The 20,844-nt window shown below is 53.4% G+C and carries 16 protein-coding genes; 9 read left to right on the forward strand and 7 right to left on the reverse strand.

The genetic code is table 11. The annotated features are described in order from the left end of the window. Positions 1 to 37: 37 nt before the first annotated feature. From ACQZQY_RS24085 to ACQZQY_RS24110, 6 genes are all read right to left on the reverse strand, one after another. On the reverse strand, positions 38 to 1,657 hold the full coding sequence (locus ACQZQY_RS24085) for an ABC transporter substrate-binding protein (RefSeq protein WP_431297515.1): 1,620 nt from the start codon (positions 1,655 to 1,657) through the stop codon (positions 38 to 40). A 390-nt stretch (positions 1,658 to 2,047) separates the two neighbouring features. Next, positions 2,048 to 3,034, reverse strand: a complete 987-nt coding sequence (locus ACQZQY_RS24090) for a replication initiation protein (protein ID WP_431297413.1) — start codon at positions 3,032 to 3,034, stop codon at positions 2,048 to 2,050. A 1,389-nt stretch (positions 3,035 to 4,423) separates the two neighbouring features. Further along, the gene (locus tag ACQZQY_RS24095; RefSeq protein WP_056779680.1) at positions 4,424 to 4,633 is read right to left on the reverse strand and encodes a plasmid partition protein ParG; all 210 of its coding nucleotides are present in this window, start codon (positions 4,631 to 4,633) and stop codon (positions 4,424 to 4,426) included. Beyond that, positions 4,630 to 5,256: a ParA family partition ATPase gene (gene parA / locus ACQZQY_RS24100; RefSeq protein WP_056779683.1), complete on the reverse strand. Its 627-nt coding sequence runs from the start codon at positions 5,254 to 5,256 to the stop codon at positions 4,630 to 4,632. Before parA ends, ACQZQY_RS24095 begins: the two co-directional genes overlap by 4 nt. A gap of 1,468 nt (positions 5,257 to 6,724) precedes the next feature. After that, complete coding sequence (locus ACQZQY_RS24105; protein WP_217204378.1) at positions 6,725 to 7,810, reverse strand: ABC transporter ATP-binding protein; 1,086 nt, start codon at positions 7,808 to 7,810, stop codon at positions 6,725 to 6,727. Between the two features lie 251 nt (positions 7,811 to 8,061). Then, positions 8,062 to 9,618 (reverse strand): PLP-dependent aminotransferase family protein, encoded by a 1,557-nt coding sequence (locus tag ACQZQY_RS24110; protein ID WP_431297414.1) that lies wholly within the window; start codon positions 9,616 to 9,618, stop codon positions 8,062 to 8,064. Between the two features lie 138 nt (positions 9,619 to 9,756). On the opposite strand from ACQZQY_RS24110, the gene ACQZQY_RS24115 reads away from it, so the two are divergent. The 9 genes from ACQZQY_RS24115 to ACQZQY_RS24155 all read left to right on the forward strand — a co-directional run bounded on the left by ACQZQY_RS24115 (position 9,757) and on the right by ACQZQY_RS24155 (position 20,089). Continuing rightward, on the forward strand, positions 9,757 to 11,025 hold the full coding sequence (locus tag ACQZQY_RS24115; protein WP_056779692.1) for a 4-aminobutyrate--2-oxoglutarate transaminase: 1,269 nt from the start codon (positions 9,757 to 9,759) through the stop codon (positions 11,023 to 11,025). An 8-nt stretch (positions 11,026 to 11,033) separates the two neighbouring features. Continuing rightward, a complete protein-coding gene (locus tag ACQZQY_RS24120) occupies positions 11,034 to 12,488 on the forward strand; it encodes an NAD-dependent succinate-semialdehyde dehydrogenase (RefSeq protein WP_431297415.1) in 1,455 nt (484 codons plus the stop codon). A 289-nt stretch (positions 12,489 to 12,777) separates the two neighbouring features. After that, the gene (locus tag ACQZQY_RS24125) at positions 12,778 to 13,806 is read left to right on the forward strand and encodes an extracellular solute-binding protein (protein WP_421671191.1); all 1,029 of its coding nucleotides are present in this window, start codon (positions 12,778 to 12,780) and stop codon (positions 13,804 to 13,806) included. A gap of 117 nt (positions 13,807 to 13,923) precedes the next feature. After that, positions 13,924 to 15,189, forward strand: coding sequence for an ABC transporter permease (locus ACQZQY_RS24130; RefSeq protein ID WP_431297416.1), 1,266 nt, complete (start codon positions 13,924 to 13,926; stop codon positions 15,187 to 15,189). A gap of 24 nt (positions 15,190 to 15,213) precedes the next feature. Beyond that, complete coding sequence (locus tag ACQZQY_RS24135) at positions 15,214 to 16,041, forward strand: ABC transporter permease (RefSeq protein ID WP_056780139.1); 828 nt, start codon at positions 15,214 to 15,216, stop codon at positions 16,039 to 16,041. Positions 16,042 to 16,129: 88 nt separating this feature from the next. Then, the gene (locus ACQZQY_RS24140; RefSeq protein WP_056779705.1) at positions 16,130 to 16,864 is read left to right on the forward strand and encodes an SDR family NAD(P)-dependent oxidoreductase; all 735 of its coding nucleotides are present in this window, start codon (positions 16,130 to 16,132) and stop codon (positions 16,862 to 16,864) included. Then, positions 16,857 to 17,906: a phosphotransferase gene (locus ACQZQY_RS24145; protein ID WP_431297417.1), complete on the forward strand. Its 1,050-nt coding sequence runs from the start codon at positions 16,857 to 16,859 to the stop codon at positions 17,904 to 17,906. The genes ACQZQY_RS24140 and ACQZQY_RS24145 overlap by 8 nt, the downstream gene beginning before the upstream one ends. A gap of 14 nt (positions 17,907 to 17,920) precedes the next feature. Then, positions 17,921 to 19,192: an aspartate aminotransferase family protein gene (locus ACQZQY_RS24150; protein WP_431297418.1), complete on the forward strand. Its 1,272-nt coding sequence runs from the start codon at positions 17,921 to 17,923 to the stop codon at positions 19,190 to 19,192. Between the two features lie 255 nt (positions 19,193 to 19,447). Beyond that, positions 19,448 to 20,089, forward strand: a complete 642-nt coding sequence (locus ACQZQY_RS24155) for a hypothetical protein (protein WP_056779716.1) — start codon at positions 19,448 to 19,450, stop codon at positions 20,087 to 20,089. Positions 20,090 to 20,120: 31 nt separating this feature from the next. Here ACQZQY_RS24155 and ACQZQY_RS24160 read toward each other — a convergent pair whose 3' ends face one another. Next, positions 20,121 to 20,798 carry a GntR family transcriptional regulator gene (locus ACQZQY_RS24160; protein ID WP_431297419.1) on the reverse strand — a complete coding sequence of 226 codons (678 nt, stop codon included), beginning with the start codon at positions 20,796 to 20,798 and terminating at the stop codon, positions 20,121 to 20,123. Between the last annotated feature and the right edge of the window lie 46 nt (positions 20,799 to 20,844).

Here is a 20,844-nt window from a genome sequence, read left to right on the forward strand (position 1 = left end):
AGCTGCCGGAATAGCCCGGCAGCGTCGTTATTTCTGATTATTTGACGATTTTGACGTCCGGCAGACTGCCGGTCAGGCCGTTATAGATATCCGGTTTAAAACCGGTTACGCGGGCGCTGCTGGCAGAAAGGATTTTACGGTTGCCGAGCAGGATCACCGGCGGATCGTTTGCCAGCACCTTGTACAGCTCGTGGTAGATGGGCTTACGCTTTTCGATATCCAGCGTGGCGTTCCCTTCGTTGATCAGCTTATCGACCTGAGGATTGTTGTAGCCCGATTCAGTCGCCTCGGTGCTGTAGTAATCCCACACACCATCGTGCGGATCGTTAAGCGTGCTGGTGCTGAACGACGCCAGATCGTAGTTGCCCGCTTTACGTTGTGACATCAGGGCGTTGAAGTCCACCACCTGCGGTTTCAGCAGGACGCCAATCTTCTGATAGTCTTCTTTCGCAATCGGGATCAGCGCATCATTGAGCACTTTTTTGCTGACCAGCAGCGTCAGTTCGAGGCGTTTACCGTCTTTCACGCGGATCCCGTCACCGCCGACTTTCCAGCCCGCTTCATCCAGTAATTTCTTCGCCTGTGCCGGATCGAATTTGTACGGGTTCACGCCGTCAGTGTTGTACGCCCAGGAGATCGGCGCGATCGGCTCAACCGCCACGGTGCCGTAACCCTGATACACCACGTCGATCAATTTCTGCCGATCCAGCCCGTAAATCAGCGCCTGACGCACTTTCACATCCTGCAAAGCCGGGCGACGGACGTTAAATTCAATCTTGCTGTAATCGCTGGATCCGTACAGGTTGATGTTGGCGAAGCCGAGCATTTTCAGCTGTTCGATATCATCCGGACGGGAAGTGAACGCGTCATAATCGGTATCGCCGGTCTGGAACAGCTGGAAGTTAGTTGACGGATTCGTCACGCGATAGATAAAGCGGGGCGTTGGCGGCACGCCGCGATAGTAGTTGGTGTTGGCGTGGAAGCGGATCTCCTGCCCCGGAATGTATTTGTCATACACATACGGGCCGTTGCCCAGCGGTTTGCCGTGCAGCGTACGCAGCGTATCGAGATTTCCACGCTGATAGCCTTTGCCGTAATAGGCTTTGGAGAGCACCGGTCCGCCGATTTTTTGCAGCGTGGTGGCGCCCGGTTGCGTGGTGGTGACCTGCAACGTCAGCGGATCCACCACTTTCAGGCCGCTCACGCTGTCAGCTTTGCCCTGTTTGTATTCATCACCTCCGGCAATGTGTGCCAGCGTGATATCGGTATCACCGTCGTATTTCGGGTCATACAGCACCGTCAGCGTAAACGCGACGTCTTCGGCGGTCAGCGGCGAACCATCACTGAACTTCAGATCCGGGCGCAGTTTAATGGTGTAGGTTTTGCCATCCGGGCTGACGGTCCAGCTCTGCGCCAGACCCGGAACCAGTTTGCCCTGGCTGTCCCAGTCGATCAGACGGGCGAAAATCACGTTAGTGACGTTTTCATCCCAGCCATTAACGAAGAAGTACGGGTTAAAAATCCCCTGAGGTTCGGAGATCCCGGCGATCACCGTGTCCGTGCGCAGTTTCGCCGCCGCAGGCACCTGGCTGGCATCGGTGGCCGGGGTGATGCCTTCTTTTAAAACATCATCAGCGAATGCGAAAGAGGACAGCATCACGGCGCTGGCCAGCAATGCAATTTTAAAAGAAGCAGTACGGCGCGCGCGTGTTGCGGCTGGCGCGAGTGCAGAGCGTAATAACGTAGCCAAAAGAGATCCCTCATCATGAGTGTGCAAACGGTTTACAAAACATGACAAAGAGTAAGGATGCGGTTTGGCCTTGTCTAACAACGAAATAGTATGCCTTATAGCTTTTCCAAAGCTTGCTGTTAAAGCCACCAAAACGGGTAATGTGGAAAGATTTCCTGATATCACCCAGTAAGCACTCACTCACTTATTAGGGCTTGCGGGATGTGGATCAGCCTCCTGCCCGCCTGTGTTTTTCCCAAAGAAAAACGGCGTATCTGATGAAGATACGCCGTTCATTTTTATTTATTGTTGAGGCAATCAGGCAGCGGCTTTCTTGCTGCGGGCGCTGACCTCGGCGAGGATCTCTTTTTGCTTGTTCTTTTCGCCGATCATCTTGTACCAGCCAGATAACTTGCGCAGATCCGGCAGCGTGGCCTTCTCTTCCACATCGTACGCGCTGAGTTTATCGCGATACTCTTCAAAGATGGCGATACAACGGCGTGCCCACTCACCTTCCAGCGCAGAGCCTGCCACGGCCCGCGGACGGCGTGGTAAGCGAGGACGCAGCGGTTTGCTGGCTTCTGGCGCGGACTCGTCCACATACGCGAACTTGATCGACACAACGGTTCTGCCCTGCTTGACCGGCTCCCAGACGACGGAGATATCGGTGTTGGCGTTGATCCGGTTGATCGTCGGTTCAAGCAGCTTCTGGCGGAAGTCACGATAGTCCTCGTATTTGCCCGCTAAACCGGCCTTCTCGCGCATCCAGTTGAGATCCAGGGTCACTTCGATGGCTTTGCCGCTGCGACGCCCGTAGAGGTTCTTGGCTTTGATTAACCACCCGTAGAGTCGCACGGAGAACGGCGTATCCAGTTTGGCGATGTTCGCAAAATTCAGTTTGGTAAAAGATTCTTTAAGTTCATAGAGATACGGCGCAACGTCCTGGCCGAACCGCAACACCACGGCACTGTGATCGTCACTACTCACGTACTCGAGACGTGAGAACCAGGATAACTGGACGGTGCGAACCTTGCCGGTTTTGATATCGGGTTTGTAGATCGTCACCGGTTTTTTCATCAGGCTTTCCGCCGCTTCACGCAGCTGCCGGTGGCTGCTGGTCGGGTTCACCCCGTAGATCCGCTGGTAATCCTGCGGGAAGAGGCGATACAACGTGTCTGGTTGCGGTTTCCTGCTATCAATTTGAGCCAGAGCCAGGTTCAGCAGGCGCATTTCATCCAGAGTGACGCTGTAAGCGCCTTCCAGAAGATCGTTCCCCTGAACTACGGTCAGTTTATTCAGTTCCATGTAGCAGGATCCATAGGTGGAAAGTAGGTAAATTATTCCACATAAAAAATGCCGACGTAAAGTAAAAACAGGGGTTATTTATTCATTTAATTTCAATGAATTAGCAAAGGATCCGAAAAGTGTGATCAGGAAAAATCTCCACATATTGATTTCAGAACAGGCAAGGATCCTTTTTTTAACATGTTGGATCATCACTCTTTTTACAGGAAATAACTCCACATGAGCACACGTTGGTCAACCCGCCAGATCCCTGTGACTTTACGCCCCAACACCTGAAATCCGCCCAGTGACTACAGATAATCTTTCCACATTAGCGTTTACTCTGCTGAATAATCGTACGAAATCAATGTGTGACCCGTATCTCACTTCATACAACCCCGGCGGATCACCCTCCTCCCTCCCCTGAACAGGAAAAAACTCCACATATGCGTCGTCGTGGGATCAGATAATCTTTCCACATGTATGGCGAAGCGATCATCAGACAAGGAAATGTCTCCACATTTGGCGATTCCGGGGATCACAGGAAAAGTTTCCACATAAAGACTGTGAAGGGATCAGGAAATCTTTCCACCTGTCTGATAAAACCGACGCTGAAGAGCACGCTGTTCAGCACTCATTGCGCGTGAATGATCAGATAATGTCTCCACATATCGTCGTGTGACATTGTCACTTATCGTCTAACTCATTGATTTATATTAGGTGGGAAATACGCGAGTGATTAACGCAGGCGGGTTAAGATCAGATAATCCTTCCACATATGCACCCGCAGGGATCAGATAATCTTTCCACATATGCTCATTTGCTGTGAAAAATCTGATGCCGATCCCCTGCCGCTGCCGGTAATGGGATCCAAAAGTGACATAAAAAGGGTAACGTGACGCTGTCACAGGAAATTATTCCACATATGCGGGATTGTGCGGGGATCAGGAAATGTGTCCACCCTTGAGGAAAAACGCTTTCTGGCAGTCAGTTAGCCGGAGAAACGTTAGAATGAGCGTACGCACACCTGCCACAGCAAGATATCAACAGAAAATCTCTCCACGCTGATAATTATTTGATCCCTAAAGAAATTATCCACAGGAAAAAGCTCTACATTGATCATGAAAAGGATCCACATCTAACAGGAACGATCTCCACCGCAGACAGGAAAACACTCCACGATAGCGCTTGTAACCTGCTAATTTATCTAGTGAAAAACATGTCTTAAAGAGAAAGATCTAAACTTAAAAAAGAAACAAAAGACTATTTGATCTTTGGATCTTCTAAACCGTGCAAAGGGGCTTCAGGAAAGGATAAGGCGGAAGGGAAAGTGTCATTCTGTCAGTGGGTTGAGAGAGGATCTGCCAGAACGGATCTTGTCGCAGACCCGCTCCGGCATAAATCTTCAGATCACGAACGTTCGTTATTGATAAGCCAGCCCTGGATTAATTCCGTCAGCACGTCTTTCATTTCACGATCTTGCAGGAAACAGCTGGTCTTAAACCGGCGATGTAACTCTTCATCGATATTGGTTTGCAGTTTTTTCACTGAAGCGGGTGGCTTTGCTACGGCGTCCAGTGCGGTAGTCAGCTGTCTGTGCTGCCCAAGTTTCATTTTCATTTCAACAACTCCGTGATTTCTTTGGTCATAATTTCTATCTCACCCTTTGCGTTACCATCTGTCGTATCGAAAACGGTACCGCCATCCATCATGGTGCGAATGTAAACCTGCCGCTGAGTGGTGCCGGTGCGTAACGCAGGCACGCCAGTGTCAGCGATGGATGCTTTAAGGACTTCCAGCATTTTTGCCGAGGCGACTTTTTTGGTGATCAGGAAACGAGCAATGACGGGCTGAAGGTTTTCACGGGCCTCAACGACGGCCAGGATTGCGCCACAAGCTGCAAAGTCTAAAGGTGACGGTGTCACGGGGATCAGCACTAAATCACTGACCATCACCGCAGCCGATGAGATTGCAGAGATTGCCGCTGCCCCATCAATGACGACGTAATCATATTCCTTCAACTGCTTACGTACGGTATAGACTTCTTTCTCAGATGCTGCTTCGGCCAGATCGAACTGACATTTGCTATCATCGTACCAGTTACTGATGCTTCCCTGTGGGTCGGTATCGACCATCACGACCTTATGACCTTGTCTTGCAAGACAGGTAGCAATGTTAATGGAGGTCGTGGTCTTCCCTACCCCGCCCTTCCCGTTCAGGAAGGAAATAATTTTCGCTGCCATAACATCCTCTTGATGAAGCGTCGGTAAGTTGCTTGCATCCTAAAATGCTAAGATTTCAGGATTCAAAAATATTGTAATCATAGGATTCTGAGATTTACTAATCCATGAATCACAGGATTGAGGTGATACTATAAGGTTTGTATCCAGGGATTACAATATTTAAGGATTATCGAATTTTGCCATCTTGTGATTACAGGATTATAGAATGCTAAGGTTTGCGCTCAGGCGTAAGGTTGAAAAGAGATTTGTTGTTATCACAGGTGGCAAAGATTTTATGATGCAAGGATTTCAGAATCACAAAATCTCAGGATGATATAATTCCATTACTCCCGGATGTTGAATGTGATCAGGAGTCACGCCGCTGTCAAAGGCGATTATGTCTTAACCACTAAAAATAGTCTGGACAGACAAAACGGAACCGTTACGCTCTCACTATCTCACTATCTCACTATCTCACTATCTCACTATCTCACTATCTCACTATCTCACTATCTCACTATCTCACTATCTCACTATCTCACTATCTCACTATCTCACTATCTCACTATCCTGTGATTATTGAATGGTAGGATTCTGGAAGTGTGGAGATTCTATTATCCTGAAGTTTCATGATTCTGTGATTTCGTAATTAGTGCATGCAACATCCTGCAATCGTATGCTTCCATCCTTATGGGATTTCAGGATTAGGTTATCATGTGATTCTGTGAGCAACCCATTCTGGGTTTACAGCACAGATGAATCCTAAGATTTCAGGATTCAGGAATGCACAGGATTACAGCATAGTTAGGATAACAGGATTCCGTCGCTACGTGATGATCCGGGGATTATAACATCCTGAGCACCAGTTTGATTATGAGATTCCAGGATGCTGATGGCATCACGTTCAGCATAACCTGGAAGACGTAATCATGAGATTATATGATTAAGCAATAATCCTGAAATCTTGGGATTGTTGAATGATTATGAGATTTCAGGATTCTCATTATCTATGCATATCTAAATGTAATATATATGTATTTTTATCTTATCTGTTGTTGGGATTCAATGATTCTGGGATTTGATGAGGATTATATTATCCTGGGATGCCGTTCTGTGATTACAGTATCATGAGATTATCAGGCAGGAATATTGGGATTGCAGGATTCAGGGATTAAATCTCGGGATTTCAGAATCCTGTAACTAGAGCGATGGTAGTATCCGGGGATGTGATGATTCTGTAATTAAATCCCGAGATTTTACCATCCTGAGATGATGGGATTTTAAGGTGTTTGAAAACGGTGGATTCAATAATCAAAGGATTCCAAGAGCATGGAATTAAGTTGGTTACAGAATTACAGAATTACAGAATTACAGAATTACAGAATTACAGAATTACAGGATGTTGAGATGTTGAGATGTTGAGATGTTGAGATGTTGAGATGTTGAGATGTTGAGATTATAGAGGTATCGGGATGATACCTCTATGGATTTAATGCGTGATGACATCAAGAGCACGAAGGTGCTCGGGTTGCCATGAAAGCATAACCTCAGTTCCCGGTTGCCATTCCGGACGCAACGTGGTGGCAGAAAGTTTCACCATGAAATTATCTTGCCCTGCCACTTCTGTGATCATGCGGACGTGATCGCCTAAATAGATAAACTGTTTGATTCTGGCTTTGACCGTTTCCATGCCCGGCTGATGATCATTTACGGTGATGCGTTCAGGGCGAATCGATAGCAGGATTTTTCTGCCTGGCGAACTTGGGCGAATTTTGACTGCCCGTAATTCAGTACCGTCATCGAGTGATGCGCGGTAAAAAATACCTTCTGCTGATGTATGCGTGGCGAGCAGGCTGTTATTTTCGCCGATGAATTGCGCGACAAAGGCATTATCAGGTTTCTCATAAATTACGCTCGGGCTGTCCATCTGCTGGATAACGCCGTCATTAAACACCGCCACCCGGTCTGACATTGTCATCGCTTCACTCTGATCATGCGTGACATACACGATAGTGAGATCGAGCATGTGGTGCAGTTGCTTAATCTCCATCTGCATGTGTTCACGCAATTGTTTATCCAGCGCGCCAAGTGGCTCATCCATCAGAACCAACTTTGGTTCAAATACCAGCGCACGGGCCAGCGCCACACGCTGCTGCTGACCGCCTGACATCTGCGCCGGATAGCGGTCAGCCAGGGGTTTCAGTTTGACCATGTCCAGAATGCGGTCGACTTTCTCTTTGATGTCAGACTTGTTCAGACGGCGAATGGTTAGCGGAAACGCCAGGTTTTCAGCCACTGTCATATGCGGGAACAGCGCATAATTCTGGAAAACCATACCGATATCGCGCTGGTGGGGCGGCAAGTTGTGCAAGGGCTTGTCGCGCAGAAGAATTTCACCCTGGGTCGGTGTTTCAAAACCAGCGAGCATCATCAGGCTGGTGGTTTTGCCCGATCCCGACGGGCCCAGCAAGGTGAGAAACTCACCCTCGTGAACATCGAGATTGAGGTTTTTAACCACCAGTTTATCGCCATCGTAGCTCTTCTTGATATTTTTGAAGCTCACATACGTTCTCATCACAGACACTCCACAGATAAAAATACGCGATTACGCGACAGCAGAAACCGGCATGGATTGTGCATAAAACATCCTCTGAAGGATCGTTTGCGCGGTGTTATTAAAAATCTTTACCACCCGTATCTGAGCCAAACAAGTCATTTCTGACAAATTAGCGCAAAAAAATAGCCTGAGAGAAATCTCGCAGGCTTATGAATTTTATTGCTATTTTTAAAATGTGAATACTTTTTGCTAGCACGTTCACAACGACGTTATGCAGGATCAGGCAAGTTTGCGTCCGGTTCAGTTTTCACCTTCTCACCATGCCGGGTTGCACCTTGTCGTTGCAGCCTGCGCTTAAGACAGTCAACGATGTGTGCGAAAGCAGGCCCGATGTCCTCTTCCGGAACGCACCCGTAGCCCAGCAGCAGACCCCGCCGCGGAGCGGGGCGCAGGTAGTAGGCGGAGAGCGGTCGGGTGAGCACATTTTTTTGTTCCAGTTCGGCGCTTAAGGCCACATCGTCAATCGCGTCGGGCAGTGAGAGGATCAGATGCAGCCCGGCGTTACTGTTTTCACACACAAATTCCGGACCTAGTTCCTGTTCGATCAGGCGGGTCAGGGCGCTGCGACGTTTACCGTAAATCAGCCGCATCCGGCGGATATGGGCGGCGTAATGTCCATCACTGATAAATTCGGCGAGTGTCAGCTGCGTTAACCCGTTGCCGCCACGGTATAACTCGGAATGCGCGATTTTAAGGCGCGATGCCAGAGGGCGGGGCAAAACCACATAGCTGATGCGCATGGCGGGATACAGCGTTTTACTGAAAGTGCCGATATAAATCACTGGCGCATCACTGCTTAGCCCCTGCAGCGCAGGGATCGGGCTGCCGGAATAACGGAACTCACTGTCGTAATCATCTTCCACGATCCAGCTTCCCTGCTGCGCCGCCATTGCGAGAATCTTCTGTCGACGCGCCAGGCTCATCACCGAACCCAGCGGATAGTGATGTGACGGTGTCACGCATATCAGCTTCGGCGCACGGCTTTCCGGCGCGGATTCCGGCGGATTCATGCCGTTCTCGTCCACCTCAACCGGGTGCGTTTCCACACCATTCACCGACAATACGTTACGAATCCCCCAGTAACTCGGCTCTTCAATCCAGGCCACATCGCCGGGATCGCACAGCATTTTCGCCAGTAAATCCAGCGCCTGATGCGTCCCTGCGGTGATGAGGATCTGGTCCGGTGTGCAGTCGACTGAGCGTGCGACGCGCAGGTAGTCGGCCAGCGCCTGCTGCAAGGGCGGGCAGCCACCGTGGCGGGAGTAGGTGAGAAACTCAGGATGCAGCCGGCGGCTGAGGCGGTTTTGCAATTTTCGCCAGACATCATGCGGGAACTGAGTAACATCCGGCACGCCGGGCATGAACGCGCCCCACTGGTGTGAGGCTACGCCGGTGCGCGTCAGCAGTTGCGACCCCCGCCGGGAGAGCGTGACGTGGCTGCGAACCGGTGAACATTGGGTCGCCGCTTTATCGGCAATGACGCCGTCTTTCGGTAAATCTGCGGTGACGAACGTCCCACTGCCTGTCCGGGTCTGAATATATCCCTCGGCCTGCAGTTGTTCGTAGGCGGCAAGCACCGTATTACGCGAAATATCCAGTTCTTTAGCAAGGTCACGGGAGGCAGGAAGACGGCTGCCGGGGCTGATGCTGCCATCGAAGATAGCCTGTTGTAATGCCTGATAAACCCGTTTATTCAGGGTGCCGGGTAAGGCCGCTGAAATGCCGTTTAGCCGTTGCAAAATGAGGTCAGAAAGCAGAGTGCGCAAAAGTGGATCCTCGAAATAAACAGAACTGGTTCTGGATTATAGGGCCGCTGACAGGATAAAAAACAAGGGCGGATAACAAATTTCACATGTCCTTTACCCGTAACCTACAAAATATCAGCCTTCAGGCAGGAGCAAGAGATGAGTCACAGCGAACTGGAAAAACGCCGTAAAGAAGCGACACCACGCGGTGTCGGCGTCATGTGTGATTTCTACGCAGCGAAAGCAGAAAATGCCACGCTGTGGGATGAAGAGGGCAGGGAGTACATCGATTTTACAGCGGGGATCGCCGTGCTCAATACCGGCCACCGTCACCCGAAAATTGTGGATGCCATCCGCAAACAGCTCGATCAGTTCACGCATACGGCCTATCAGATTGTGCCTTACGCCAGCTTTGTCACGCTGGCAGAGCGCATCAACGCCATTTCTCCGGTGGCTGGAAAAGCCAAAACCACCTTTTTCTCCACCGGCGCTGAAGCGGTAGAAAACGCGGTGAAGATTGCCCGCGCAGCCACCGGCCGTCCTGGCATCATTACGTTCTCCGGCGCGTTTCATGGCCGCACCCTGCTGACGATGGCGCTGACCGGAAAAGTGGTGCCGTACAAAGTGGGCTTCGGGCCTTTCCCGGCGTCAGTATTCCACGCGCAGTTCCCCAATGCGCAGCACGGTGTCAGCACAGAAGCGGCACTGGAGAGCATCGAACGTATTTTCCGCAGTGACATCAGCCCGCAGCAGGTCGCCGCAATAGTGTTTGAACCGGTACAGGGCGAGGGCGGTTTCAACATCGCACCGGAAGAATTCGTCAAAGGATTGCGCGCGCTGTGTGACCGTCACGGCATCGTGCTGATCGCCGACGAAGTGCAAAGCGGCTTTGCGCGCACCGGCAAAATGTTTGCGATGGAATATTACGGCGACGCTAAACCGGATTTAGTCACCATGGCGAAAAGCCTGGGTGGCGGGATGCCGATTTCCGGTGTCACCGGCCGGGCTGAGCTGATGGATGCGCCTGAACCCGGCGGCCTCGGCGGGACCTATGCCGGTAACCCGCTGGCGGTGGCGTCTGCGCTGGCTGTGCTGGATATCATTGAAGAAGAAAAGTTGTGCGATCGTGCTAACCGTCTCGGTGCTGAACTGGTTGAGGTATTGGAAAAAGCCAAAGCCAGCTGCCCGGCGCTGGTGGACGTGCGTGCGCGCGGCTCTATGGTGGCGGCTGAATTTAACGATCCGGCCACCGGAAAACCTTCGCCTGAACTGACCAAACAGTATCTGCGCAAAGCGCTGGATGCCGGTTTGCTGATGCTGAGCTGCGGCGTACACGGTAACGTGATCCGCTTCCTGTATCCGCTGACCATTCCCGACGCTCAGTTCAAAGCCGCACTGGCGATTTTGTCCCGCGTACTGGCTGACTGAGGGAACCTATGCAACTGAAACATCACAGGTTGCTGCGCCAGCAATGCCTGATCAACGGCGACTGGCTGGACAGCGAAAACGGCGAACGTGAAGACGTCATCAATCCGGCCACCGGTGCGGTGATCGCCAGCGTGCCACAAATTACCCCGGCGCAAACGGCGCAGGCGATTGTTTACGCAGAGCAGGCGCAGATTGGCTGGCGTGAGAAAACCGGCAAACAGCGCGCCGCACTGATGCAGAAATGGGCGCAACTGATGGTGGAGCACGCCGACGATCTGGCCGCGTTGCTGACCGCAGAACAGGGCAAATCCCTTGCCGAGGCGCGGGGCGAAATCGTCTACGCCGCGTCGTTTATCGAATGGTTTGCTGAGGAAGCGAAGCGCATCGAAGGCAGCGTGCTGGCACCTGTTCAGGCCTCGCAACGTATGCTGGTGCTGAAACAGCCGATTGGCGTGTGCGCGGCGATCACCCCGTGGAATTTCCCGGCGGCGATGATCACCCGTAAAGCCGCACCGGCGCTGGCCGCAGGCTGCACGATGATCGTCAAACCGGCGGAACAGACGCCGCTGAGCGCGCTGGCACTCGGACAACTGGCGATTGAGGCGGGTATTCCGGCCGGAGTGTTGCAGGTGATCACCGGTTCAGCGCGCGATGTCGGGAAAGTGCTGTGCGACAGCCCGGTGGTGCGCAAACTCAGCTTTACCGGTTCGACGGAAGTGGGGCGCATTCTGATGGCGCAAAGCGCGCAGACGGTGAAGAAACTCTCGCTTGAGCTTGGCGGAAATGCACCGTTTATCGTCTTCGATGACGCCAATCTGGAGCGCGCCGTGGCGGGGATCATGGCGTCCAAATTCCGCAACAGCGGGCAAACTTGTGTCTGCGCCAACCGTATTTATGTCCAGCAGGGGATTTACCCTGCGCTGGTCGCCAGGCTGGTGGAAGAAGTGCAAAAGCTGAAGGTCGGCGACGGCACTGAGCCCGGCGTTACGCAAGGCCCGCTCATCGATCATGATGCCATTGCGAAAGTGCGGGAACACATTGCCGATGCCTTATCGCAAGGTGCCACGCTGCTGACCGGCGGCGAACCGCACGCGCTGGGCGGAACCTTCTTCCAGCCGACGGTGATCGGCAATGTGACATCAGCGATGAAATTTGCCCGTGAAGAAACCTTCGGCCCGGTCGCGCCGGTGTTCAGTTTTACTGACGAAGCGCAGGCTGTGGCGATGGCTAACGATACGGAGTTCGGGCTGGCCGCTTATCTTTTCACCCGTGATGCGGCGCGCCAGTGGCGGGTTCCGGAAGCGCTGGAATATGGCATGGTCGGTATTAATACCGGACTGATTTCAAACGAAGTGGCACCGTTCGGGGGGATCAAACAGTCCGGGCTGGGGCGTGAGGGGTCACGTCACGGCATGGACGATTATATGGAAATGAAATATCTGTGCATCGAGCTGGCGGAGTAATCCGTCACCACGCCGCAGATAAAGGTTCAGATAACGTGCAGTGATGCACACAAGCTGTGCAAGGTTTAACAATAAAAAGAAACTGAGTGGTCATGAGGCGCAAAAAAAATACAAATTGCCTCAACAAAGCCTGTCCGTACGGCATTGCGCCTCGCGCGTAAGGCCGCACGGGCAGACTCCACAGGAATGGCATGGTTTATGCTTCATAATAAAATATGATGCATCATATTTTAACACGCCGTTTACTTTAGCGCTTTCCGCACTTTTTAAGTTAACCAGGAGTCACAGCATGTTTAAGAAGATTGCACTGACCACTCTCCTCGCCGGTATGTTTTTTCAGGCTCAGGCCGAATCTCTGACCGTGATCTCATTTGGCGGCCTGAATAAGGACGCGCAGGATAAAGCGTTTTACAAACCCTTCGCCGCTGCCGGAAAGGGCACCATCGAACCGGGCGAATATAACGGTGAAATGGCGCGCATTCGTGCCATGGTCGAAACCGGACAGGTCGGCTGGGATGTGGTGGAAGTCGAAAGCCCGGAGCTTATCCGCGGCTGTGATGAAGGTCTGTTTGAACCTCTGGACTGGAACAAACTCGGCGATAAAACACAGTACGTACCGGGCGCGGTCACCGAATGCGGCGCGGGTATCTTCCTGTGGTCAACGGTACTGACTTATGACGCCAGCAAACTGAAAAAAGCGCCAACCAGCTGGGCGGATTTCTGGGATGTGAAAGATTTTCCGGGTAAACGCGCACTGCGCAAAAGTGCCAAATTTACGCTGGAAATTGCGCTGCTGGCCGACGGCGTCAAGCGCGCAGACATCTATAACGTGCTGGCCACCCCGGCCGGTGTGGAACGTGCCTTCAAAAAACTCGACCAAATCAAACCCAATATTCAGTGGTGGGAATCCGGTGCTCAGCCGTTGCAGTGGCTGGTGTCCGGCGATGTGGTCATGAGCTCGGCCTATAATGGCCGCGTCAGCGCCGCACAGGCTGAAGGGCATGACTTCAAAATGGTCTGGGAAAACAGCCTGTACGATCTGGACAGCTGGGCGATCGTCAAAGGCTCGAAACACAAAGAGCTGGCCGAACAGTTTATCGCCTTTGCCAACAAGCCTGAGAATCAGAAAGTCTTTGCCGAAACCATTCCTTACGGCCCGACTGAAAAATCCGTCACCGGCATGATCGATGCAAAATACGCGCAGAATCTCCCGACGGCTGAGAAAAACCTGGCAGGCGCATTGCAGGTGGATACTCAGTTCTGGATCGAACACGGAGAAGATCTCGAGCAACGATTCAACGCCTGGGCTGCGAAATAACTCCCCTTCATTGATCGGGCTGAACCGGCGAGACTCGCTGTGGTGATTCAGCCCGCACTCTCTTGTGCTCAGCACCTGTGAAACACGACATCAGAACACCCGCTGCGGGAGAAAAATATGAGCCAAACCGACATGCTGATAACACCGGTGCCGGACGCCGGGACATCGGGCCCGACCTTGCGTCAACGTCTGCGAAAAACAGAGGCCGCTTACACCCGCCGCTCTTTACTGCTGATTGCACCTTTACTGCTGTTTGTGATCGTCAGCTTTCTGTTTCCGATTGCGTCGATTTTAGTGAAAAGCGTCACCAACCCCGAACTGGGGGAAACCCTGCCGGGCACGGTGACGCAGTTATCGCGCTGGGATGGCAACAGCGTGCCCGACGAAGCGACATTCAACGCCCTGGTGTCTGACCTGCGCAACGCCCGCAGCAGCGGACAAATGGCGGCGATTGCCAAACGTTTAAGCTATGAAGATAACCGCTACCGCAGCCTGATCACCGGCACGTTACGCCATGTACCCGCAGGCAGCACCGCGGTGCGCGAAACGCTGATCCAAAGCCTGCCTTTGTGGGGCGAAGTCAGCACCTGGCAGACCCTTCGGCGTGCGGCAAAACCCGTCACCTCTCTCTATTTGTTGTCAGCGTTTGACCGCAAGGTCGATGTCGATACCGGACACATCGTTGCGCTGCCTGCGGATCAGGCGCTGTACGTCAATGTGCTGCTCAGAACGCTGTGGATGGCGCTGGTCGTGACGTTGTGCTGCGTGCTGCTCGGGTATCCGCTGGCCTACTGGCTGGCAAAACAGCCCGCCGGGCGCGCCAATTTACTGATGATTTTGGTGCTGCTGCCTTTCTGGACGTCGCTGATTGTGCGCACCGCCAGCTGGATTGTGCTGTTGCAGTCCGGCGGGCTTATCAACCGCGCACTGCTTGGCACCGGCATTATCGATCAGCCGCTGGTCATGGTTTTTAACCGGCTGGGCGTTTACATCTCGATGACCCACATCATGCTGCCGTTTATCGTGCTGCCTTTATATGCGGTGATGAAAGGCATTTCACCTAACTATGTGCGGGCGGCGATTTCGCTGGGCGCGCATCCGTTTTCTGCTTTCTGGCGGGTGTATGTGCCGCAAACCTATGCCGGTGTCACCGCAGGCGCATTGCTGGTGTTTATGATGGCGATTGGTTACTACATCACTCCCGCGCTGCTCGGCGGGCCGGGCGATCAGATGGTCAGCTACTTTGTGGCATTCTTTACCAACAGCACGATGAACTGGGGAATGGCCGCGGCGCTGGGCACACAGTTGCTGGTGATTGTGGTGTTGCTGTACATCGTTTATATCCGCGTCACGCGCACCAAAGCGGAAGTTGCCGCGCATTAAAGGAGCCCGAAAATGAAACATCAAATGAGACAGAAAGGGGCATTGTTGCTGCGTTTGTGGCGCTGGTTTTTCAACTTCTACAGCGCGGCGATCCTGCTGTTTCTGATTGTGCCGGTGCTGATCATCGTGCCGCTGTCGTTTAATGCCGGGTCTTTTCTCAGCTATCCGCTCACCGGATTTTCGCTGCGCTGGTACCACACCTTTTTTCATTCGGATGAATGGCTGAGTTCGCTGGGGAACAGTCTGCTGATTGCGCCGCTGGCGACCCTTCTGGCGACGGTGCTGGGCGTTCTGGCCTCGGTCGGGCTGGTGCGCGGTGAGTTTCGCGGTAAATCACTGGTGATGGCTGTCCTGATTTCGCCGATGATTGCGCCGGTGGTGATCATCGCGGTCGGCATGTTCTTCTTTTTTGCACGTATTTCGCTGCTCAACAGCTACCTCGGGCTGGTGCTGGCCCACGCCATGCTCGGCGTGCCTTTTGTGGTGATCACCGTCACGGCGATTCTCAAAAACTACGACCGTAATCTCTCCCGGGCCGCAGCCAGTCTGGGGGCTTCGCCGCTGACCGTTTTTCGCAAAGTGACCCTGCCGCTTATCGCTCCCGGCGTGTTCTCCGGTGCGCTGTTTGCGTTTGCCGCGTCGTTCGATGAAGTGGTGGTGACACTGTTCCTCGCCAGCCCGCGCCAGAGAACGCTCCCTATCCAGATGTTCGCCGGAATCCGGGAAAATCTCGATCCGACCATAGCCGCTGCGGCGTCACTGATGGTAGGCGCCTCACTGATTTTACTGGTGGTGATGGAACTGCTGCGCCGTCGCGGCGAGCGTCTGCGTCACTCCGGCGCCACGCATTAAGCCACTTTTTCATCAGAGGACTTTACAGGTCCTCTTTTTTTGATTATTCCTGATGCATCAAATATCAAAAACAACCGAGGCAATCACCATGACCGAAAAAAAGACATTGTTACTGACCGGCGCGAGCCGGGGTATCGGACACGCGACGGTCAAACATTTTTACGCGGCGGGCTGGCGGATTTTTACGGCCTCGCGCCAGAACTGGGTGGATGAATGTCCGTGGGCAGAAGGTTTTCTGAACCATATTCATCTGGATCTGGAAGATATCGACAGCGTGCAGAATGCCCTGCCGATGATCAAAGAACGTCTCGGCGGCAGGCTGGATGCGCTGGTAGACAACGCCGGGATGTCACCCAAAACGGCCACCGGCGGTCGCCTCGGCGTGCTCGACAGTGATTACGCCACCTGGCTGAAAGTGTTTAACGTCAATCTTTTCTCCACCGCGATGCTGGCCACCGGCCTGTTCGATGAGCTAAAAGCGGCGCAGGGCAGCATCATCAATGTCACCTCGATTGCCGGCAGCAAAGTGCATCCGTTTGCCGGTGTGGCTTACGCCTGTTCTAAAGCGGCGCTCTCGACGCTGACCCGCGAGATGGCGCACGAGTTCGGGCCTCACGGCGTGCGCGTAAACGCTATCGCACCCGGCGAAATTGATACCTCGATCCTCTCGCCCGGCACACAAGAGATTGTGGAACGCAGCGTGCCGTTGCAGCGTCTGGGCAAAGCGGAGGAAGTGGCGTCATTGATCTATTTCCTCTGCACCTCCGGCGCTTCTTACGTCAACGGGGCGGAGATCCACGTCAACGGCGGTCAACATGTCTGAGACGTCTTCACTGCTGACCACAGAAGTCCCGCGCGTAACGCCGTTGCAGGCAGAGAAAATTGCGGTGCAGGTTTACGGGCTGGAAGGCACGGCGGAGATCCTCGGCGGCGAACGCGACAGCAATTTTTGCCTGACCACGCTTTCAGGCCGGGCATACATGCTGCGTTTTGTTAACCCGGCGGAAGTGCCTGCCGAGGTAGATTTTCAGACGGCCATCCTCAGTCATCTGGCGCTGCGCGACAGCGCGTTGCCGGTTCCCCGGTTGCAGGAGAGTCGCGGCGGAGAGCTCACGCCACAGGTGAACGTCAGCGGGCAAAATCTCACCCTGCGCGCGGTCAGTTATCTGCCGGGTACGGCGCAGTATCAGGTGCCGCGATCCAAAAAACTGATGCTGGCGCTGGGCGATACGCTGGCGCGTCTGGATATCGCGCTGAGTGATTTTGAACATGCGGGCGCGCACCGCAATTTGCTGTGGGATATCACAGATTTGTCACGGATGCAGGGCTGGGTGCCGCACCTGACCGACGCGGAGCAACGCCGCACAATCGCGCGGGTACTGCAAACGCATCAGCAAAAGGTGGTTCCTGCCAGCCCTTTGCTGCGCAGACAGGTGATCCACAACGATTTGAACACGCACAACGTGCTGGTGTGCAGCGCCGATGCGCAGCGGATCGCCGGTATCATCGATTTCGGCGATGCTCTTCACGCTCCGCTTATCAATGAACTGGCGACCGCTCTGGCCTATCAGCTGGACAGCAACGGGGACGACCTGTTTCTGTATTGCCGCCCGCTGATTGCTGCCTACACCGCCCGGCAGCCCCTGACCGACGCTGAACTTCAGCTGTTGCCGGAACTGGTGGCATCGCGGCTGGCGCTGAGTTTGCTGATCGCCCAGCACCGTGCGGTACTTTATCCGCTGAACCGTGACTATATTCTGCGCAATCAGACGCATGCGTGGCGCAGCCTTTCACGGCTGATGCAACAACCCTTTACGCAGACAGACGCGATTTTCCGTCAGTCCTGCACTTCATCACTGATGTAACGGGAGGCCAGCGGATGCTGACTCAGCAACAGATTTCAGAAGGCCGCCAGCAGTGGCTTGGCGGCGGTTATCGTTTGTTTTATCAGGAGCCGCTGCACGTGGTGCGTGCAGAGGGTGTCTGGCTGTATGACAGCGAAGGCCGTCGTTATCTCGATGCGTACAATAACGTGGCGTCGGTGGGGCATTGTCATCCGGCGGTGGTTGAGGCGATTGCGGCACAGGCCGCGCAGCTCAACATACATACCCGCTATCTGAGCGATGCCATCGTCGAGTTTGCCGAAGATTTTCTGACCGAGTTTCCACCAGAGTTGCGCAGCCTGACCATGACCTGCACCGGCAGCGAAGCCAACGATCTGGCGCTGCGCGTTGCACGACTGGTCACCGGCGGGCAGGGCATTCTGGTGACCCGCTGGGCGTATCACGGCGTCACCAGCGCGCTGGCTGAACTGTCGCCTTCGCTCGGCGAAGGATTTATGCAGGGAAACACTGTCTGGCTGATTGACGCACCTGACACCTTCCGTCATCCGGGCGCGTTCGGCGCGGGTGTGGAAAGGGCGCTGGAGGAAATGAAGCAGGCCGGCGTAAAACCGGCGGCGCTGCTGCTGGACACCATTTTTTCCAGCGACGGAATATTCAGTCCGCCGCCGCAGGAGATACAGCGCGCTGTGGCACAGGTGCGCGCCGCGGGAGGATTATTCATCGCCGATGAGGTCCAGCCGGGCTTTGGCCGCACCGGCAGTTCGCGCTGGGGATTTGCCCGCTACGGCGTGCTTCCCGATCTGATCAGCCTCGGCAAACCGATGGGTAACGGGCATCCGGTGGCCGGACTGGTTGGCCGACCGGAACTCTTCGCGGAGTTTGGCCGTCGTCAGCGTTATTTCAATACCTTCGGCGGCAATCCGGTGTCATGCCGGGCGGCGCATGCGGTTTTGCAGGTGTTACGGCGTGAGGCGTTGCAGCAAAACGCGCAGACAACCGGCGCATTGTTGCGCGAAGGATTGCAAAAACTGGCAGCGCGTTATCCGATGATCGGCGATGTGCGCGGCGATGGGCTGTTCATCGGCGTGGAACTGGTGAGCGATCAGCGCAACACCCCGGCACCGGAACAGGCCGCGTACGTGGTCAACGCGATGCGGCGTAAACAGATTTTAATCAGCGCGACCGGCCCGTCGGCCAACGTACTGAAAATACGTCCGCCGCTGGTCTTTCAACCGGAGCACGCGGCGCTGCTGCTGGAAACGCTGGCAGAGGTCCTCGGGGAAGCCGCCCATGATCCTGCGCAATAAGTCGCCTTTGCAACGTTCGGGAAAAGTTAAAATGGATGAGTTTATCAACTCATTCATTATTCCCTGTGCGGGATCTGCCTCAAAAAATATCTGAGATGAAAATAATAATTCCATTATTTTCTGTATAATAACTTCTCTGGAATAAGTTAATGAAGTATTCCTTATTCAGTTTTTCTTATTTAGCTATATGTTTTAGCTATGTTGCCAATGAATAAAAATAATTGTGTGAATGTATATTTTTAAAAGGAGAGAGAAATGTCTGTTCAGGAGTTTAATCGTTTTCGCTGCCGTCAGTCCGAATTACAAACTCAGGGGGGATTTTGCTGCGGGCTCAGTGTGGCTCTGGTGTCGCATATTCTTGATTGCGCTGACGGGGAAGACACATCCCTGACGCCCAGGCAAGTATTTGATTACGCTGAGGAGTATCTGAGTGCGGTACGGGCGTCGGGGAATATTTTAGATAATACAATCCCACCAGGGTTTCAGGATTTTCGTCAAAGAATTTTTCATCTGCAAAGCCAATATTCGCGATGTATTCTTCCCGAGAAACCCTTTGTAAGGGGATGTGGTCTGGTATTACTGGTTTTATCTGTCGGAGAAATTAACAAGCGCAGAGATAATTGCGCCTATTTAAAACGCAGCACATATCCGATGAATCATATGGGCATCGCATTTTATGGTACCGGCGATGAAATCTTTATTTTCGATCCAAATACAGGCGGAATGATAATTCGCTGGAATGAGGATGTGTTTACGCCAACGGTGATCCACGCTGTCGATAATGGTTTGCAGAAAATGTACAAAATGTATGACCGTTTACAGGGTACGCGTACCGCCAATGTGGTGCTCACAGGAATGCTTTCCGAGCACCACATGCCTTACGGAGATCTGTTGTAACCGCTAAATCAGCTCGCTGATCGCGGTGCTGTTACTCAAACCCTTCACGACTGGCCGCCAGGAATTCGACCATTTTCTGGCTGCCGTCGAGAATATCTTCCTGAATCGCCCGCTTCGCCGCCGCGCCATCACCTTTACGCAACGCCAGCAAAATCTCCTGATGATGCTCGATAGCCATACGCTGGGAAAAATGGACGTAAGCCTGAGCAATTAACGGGCCGGTGCGCATCCATAAGCTATCGATAAAATTACTCAGCAACGGCATCCGCGCACTTTCTGCCAGCATCAGATGAAACTCGCTGTTCAGGCGCAGGGCTTCGGGTAAATCTTCGTTGCTGATGGCGTTGCGGTTGGCCTCAATGTTTTGCGTAATGCGCTCTAACTCATAGACGGTCACCGACTGCGCCGCTTTCTCCGCGCCGAGGCCTTCCAGCTCGAGGCGCAACGTACGAATTTCGTGATATTGCTGCTCATCAAGCTGCGGCACGCGGATATCTTTTGGCGTGCGCATTTCCAGCGCCTGCTCTTTTGCCAGCTGTAAAATCGCATCACGCACCGGCGTGACGCTGGTGCCCACCTGCTCAGCCAGTTCGCGGATGCGCAGACGATCGTTAGGTTTCAGACGGCCGGTAATCAGGGCTTCGCGCAGCGTGGCATACACGCTGCTGCCCAGGTAGGCGTGGTTAATCGAGCTGATGGGATAATTCAAATGTTCACCGTAGCAATAGAGTGCGCGCACCCGGAGTAGAGAAGAA

The organism is Rahnella sp. PAMC25559 (assembly GCF_050632365.1).
In the GTDB taxonomy this organism is placed as follows: domain Bacteria; phylum Pseudomonadota; class Gammaproteobacteria; order Enterobacterales; family Enterobacteriaceae; genus Rahnella; species Rahnella rivi.

Coding starts and splice junctions, on each gene's coding strand:
- ACQZQY_RS24085 (WP_431297515.1), bottom strand. CDS start 1,657: ATGCTGTCCTCTTTCGCATTCGCTGATGATGTTTTAAAAGAAGGCATC.
- ACQZQY_RS24090 (WP_431297413.1), bottom strand. CDS start 3,034: ATGGAACTGAATAAACTGACCGTAGTTCAGGGGAACGATCTTCTGGAA.
- ACQZQY_RS24095 (WP_056779680.1), bottom strand. CDS start 4,633: ATGAAAATGAAACTTGGGCAGCACAGACAGCTGACTACCGCACTGGAC.
- parA (WP_056779683.1), bottom strand. CDS start 5,256: ATGGCAGCGAAAATTATTTCCTTCCTGAACGGGAAGGGCGGGGTAGGG.
- ACQZQY_RS24105 (WP_217204378.1), bottom strand. CDS start 7,810: ATGAGAACGTATGTGAGCTTCAAAAATATCAAGAAGAGCTACGATGGC.
- ACQZQY_RS24115 (WP_056779692.1), top strand. CDS start 9,757: ATGAGTCACAGCGAACTGGAAAAACGCCGTAAAGAAGCGACACCACGC.
- ACQZQY_RS24120 (WP_431297415.1), top strand. CDS start 11,034: ATGCAACTGAAACATCACAGGTTGCTGCGCCAGCAATGCCTGATCAAC.
- ACQZQY_RS24125 (WP_421671191.1), top strand. CDS start 12,778: ATGTTTAAGAAGATTGCACTGACCACTCTCCTCGCCGGTATGTTTTTT.
- ACQZQY_RS24130 (WP_431297416.1), top strand. CDS start 13,924: ATGAGCCAAACCGACATGCTGATAACACCGGTGCCGGACGCCGGGACA.
- ACQZQY_RS24135 (WP_056780139.1), top strand. CDS start 15,214: ATGAGACAGAAAGGGGCATTGTTGCTGCGTTTGTGGCGCTGGTTTTTC.
- ACQZQY_RS24140 (WP_056779705.1), top strand. CDS start 16,130: ATGACCGAAAAAAAGACATTGTTACTGACCGGCGCGAGCCGGGGTATC.
- ACQZQY_RS24145 (WP_431297417.1), top strand. CDS start 16,857: ATGTCTGAGACGTCTTCACTGCTGACCACAGAAGTCCCGCGCGTAACG.
- ACQZQY_RS24150 (WP_431297418.1), top strand. CDS start 17,921: ATGCTGACTCAGCAACAGATTTCAGAAGGCCGCCAGCAGTGGCTTGGC.
- ACQZQY_RS24155 (WP_056779716.1), top strand. CDS start 19,448: ATGTCTGTTCAGGAGTTTAATCGTTTTCGCTGCCGTCAGTCCGAATTA.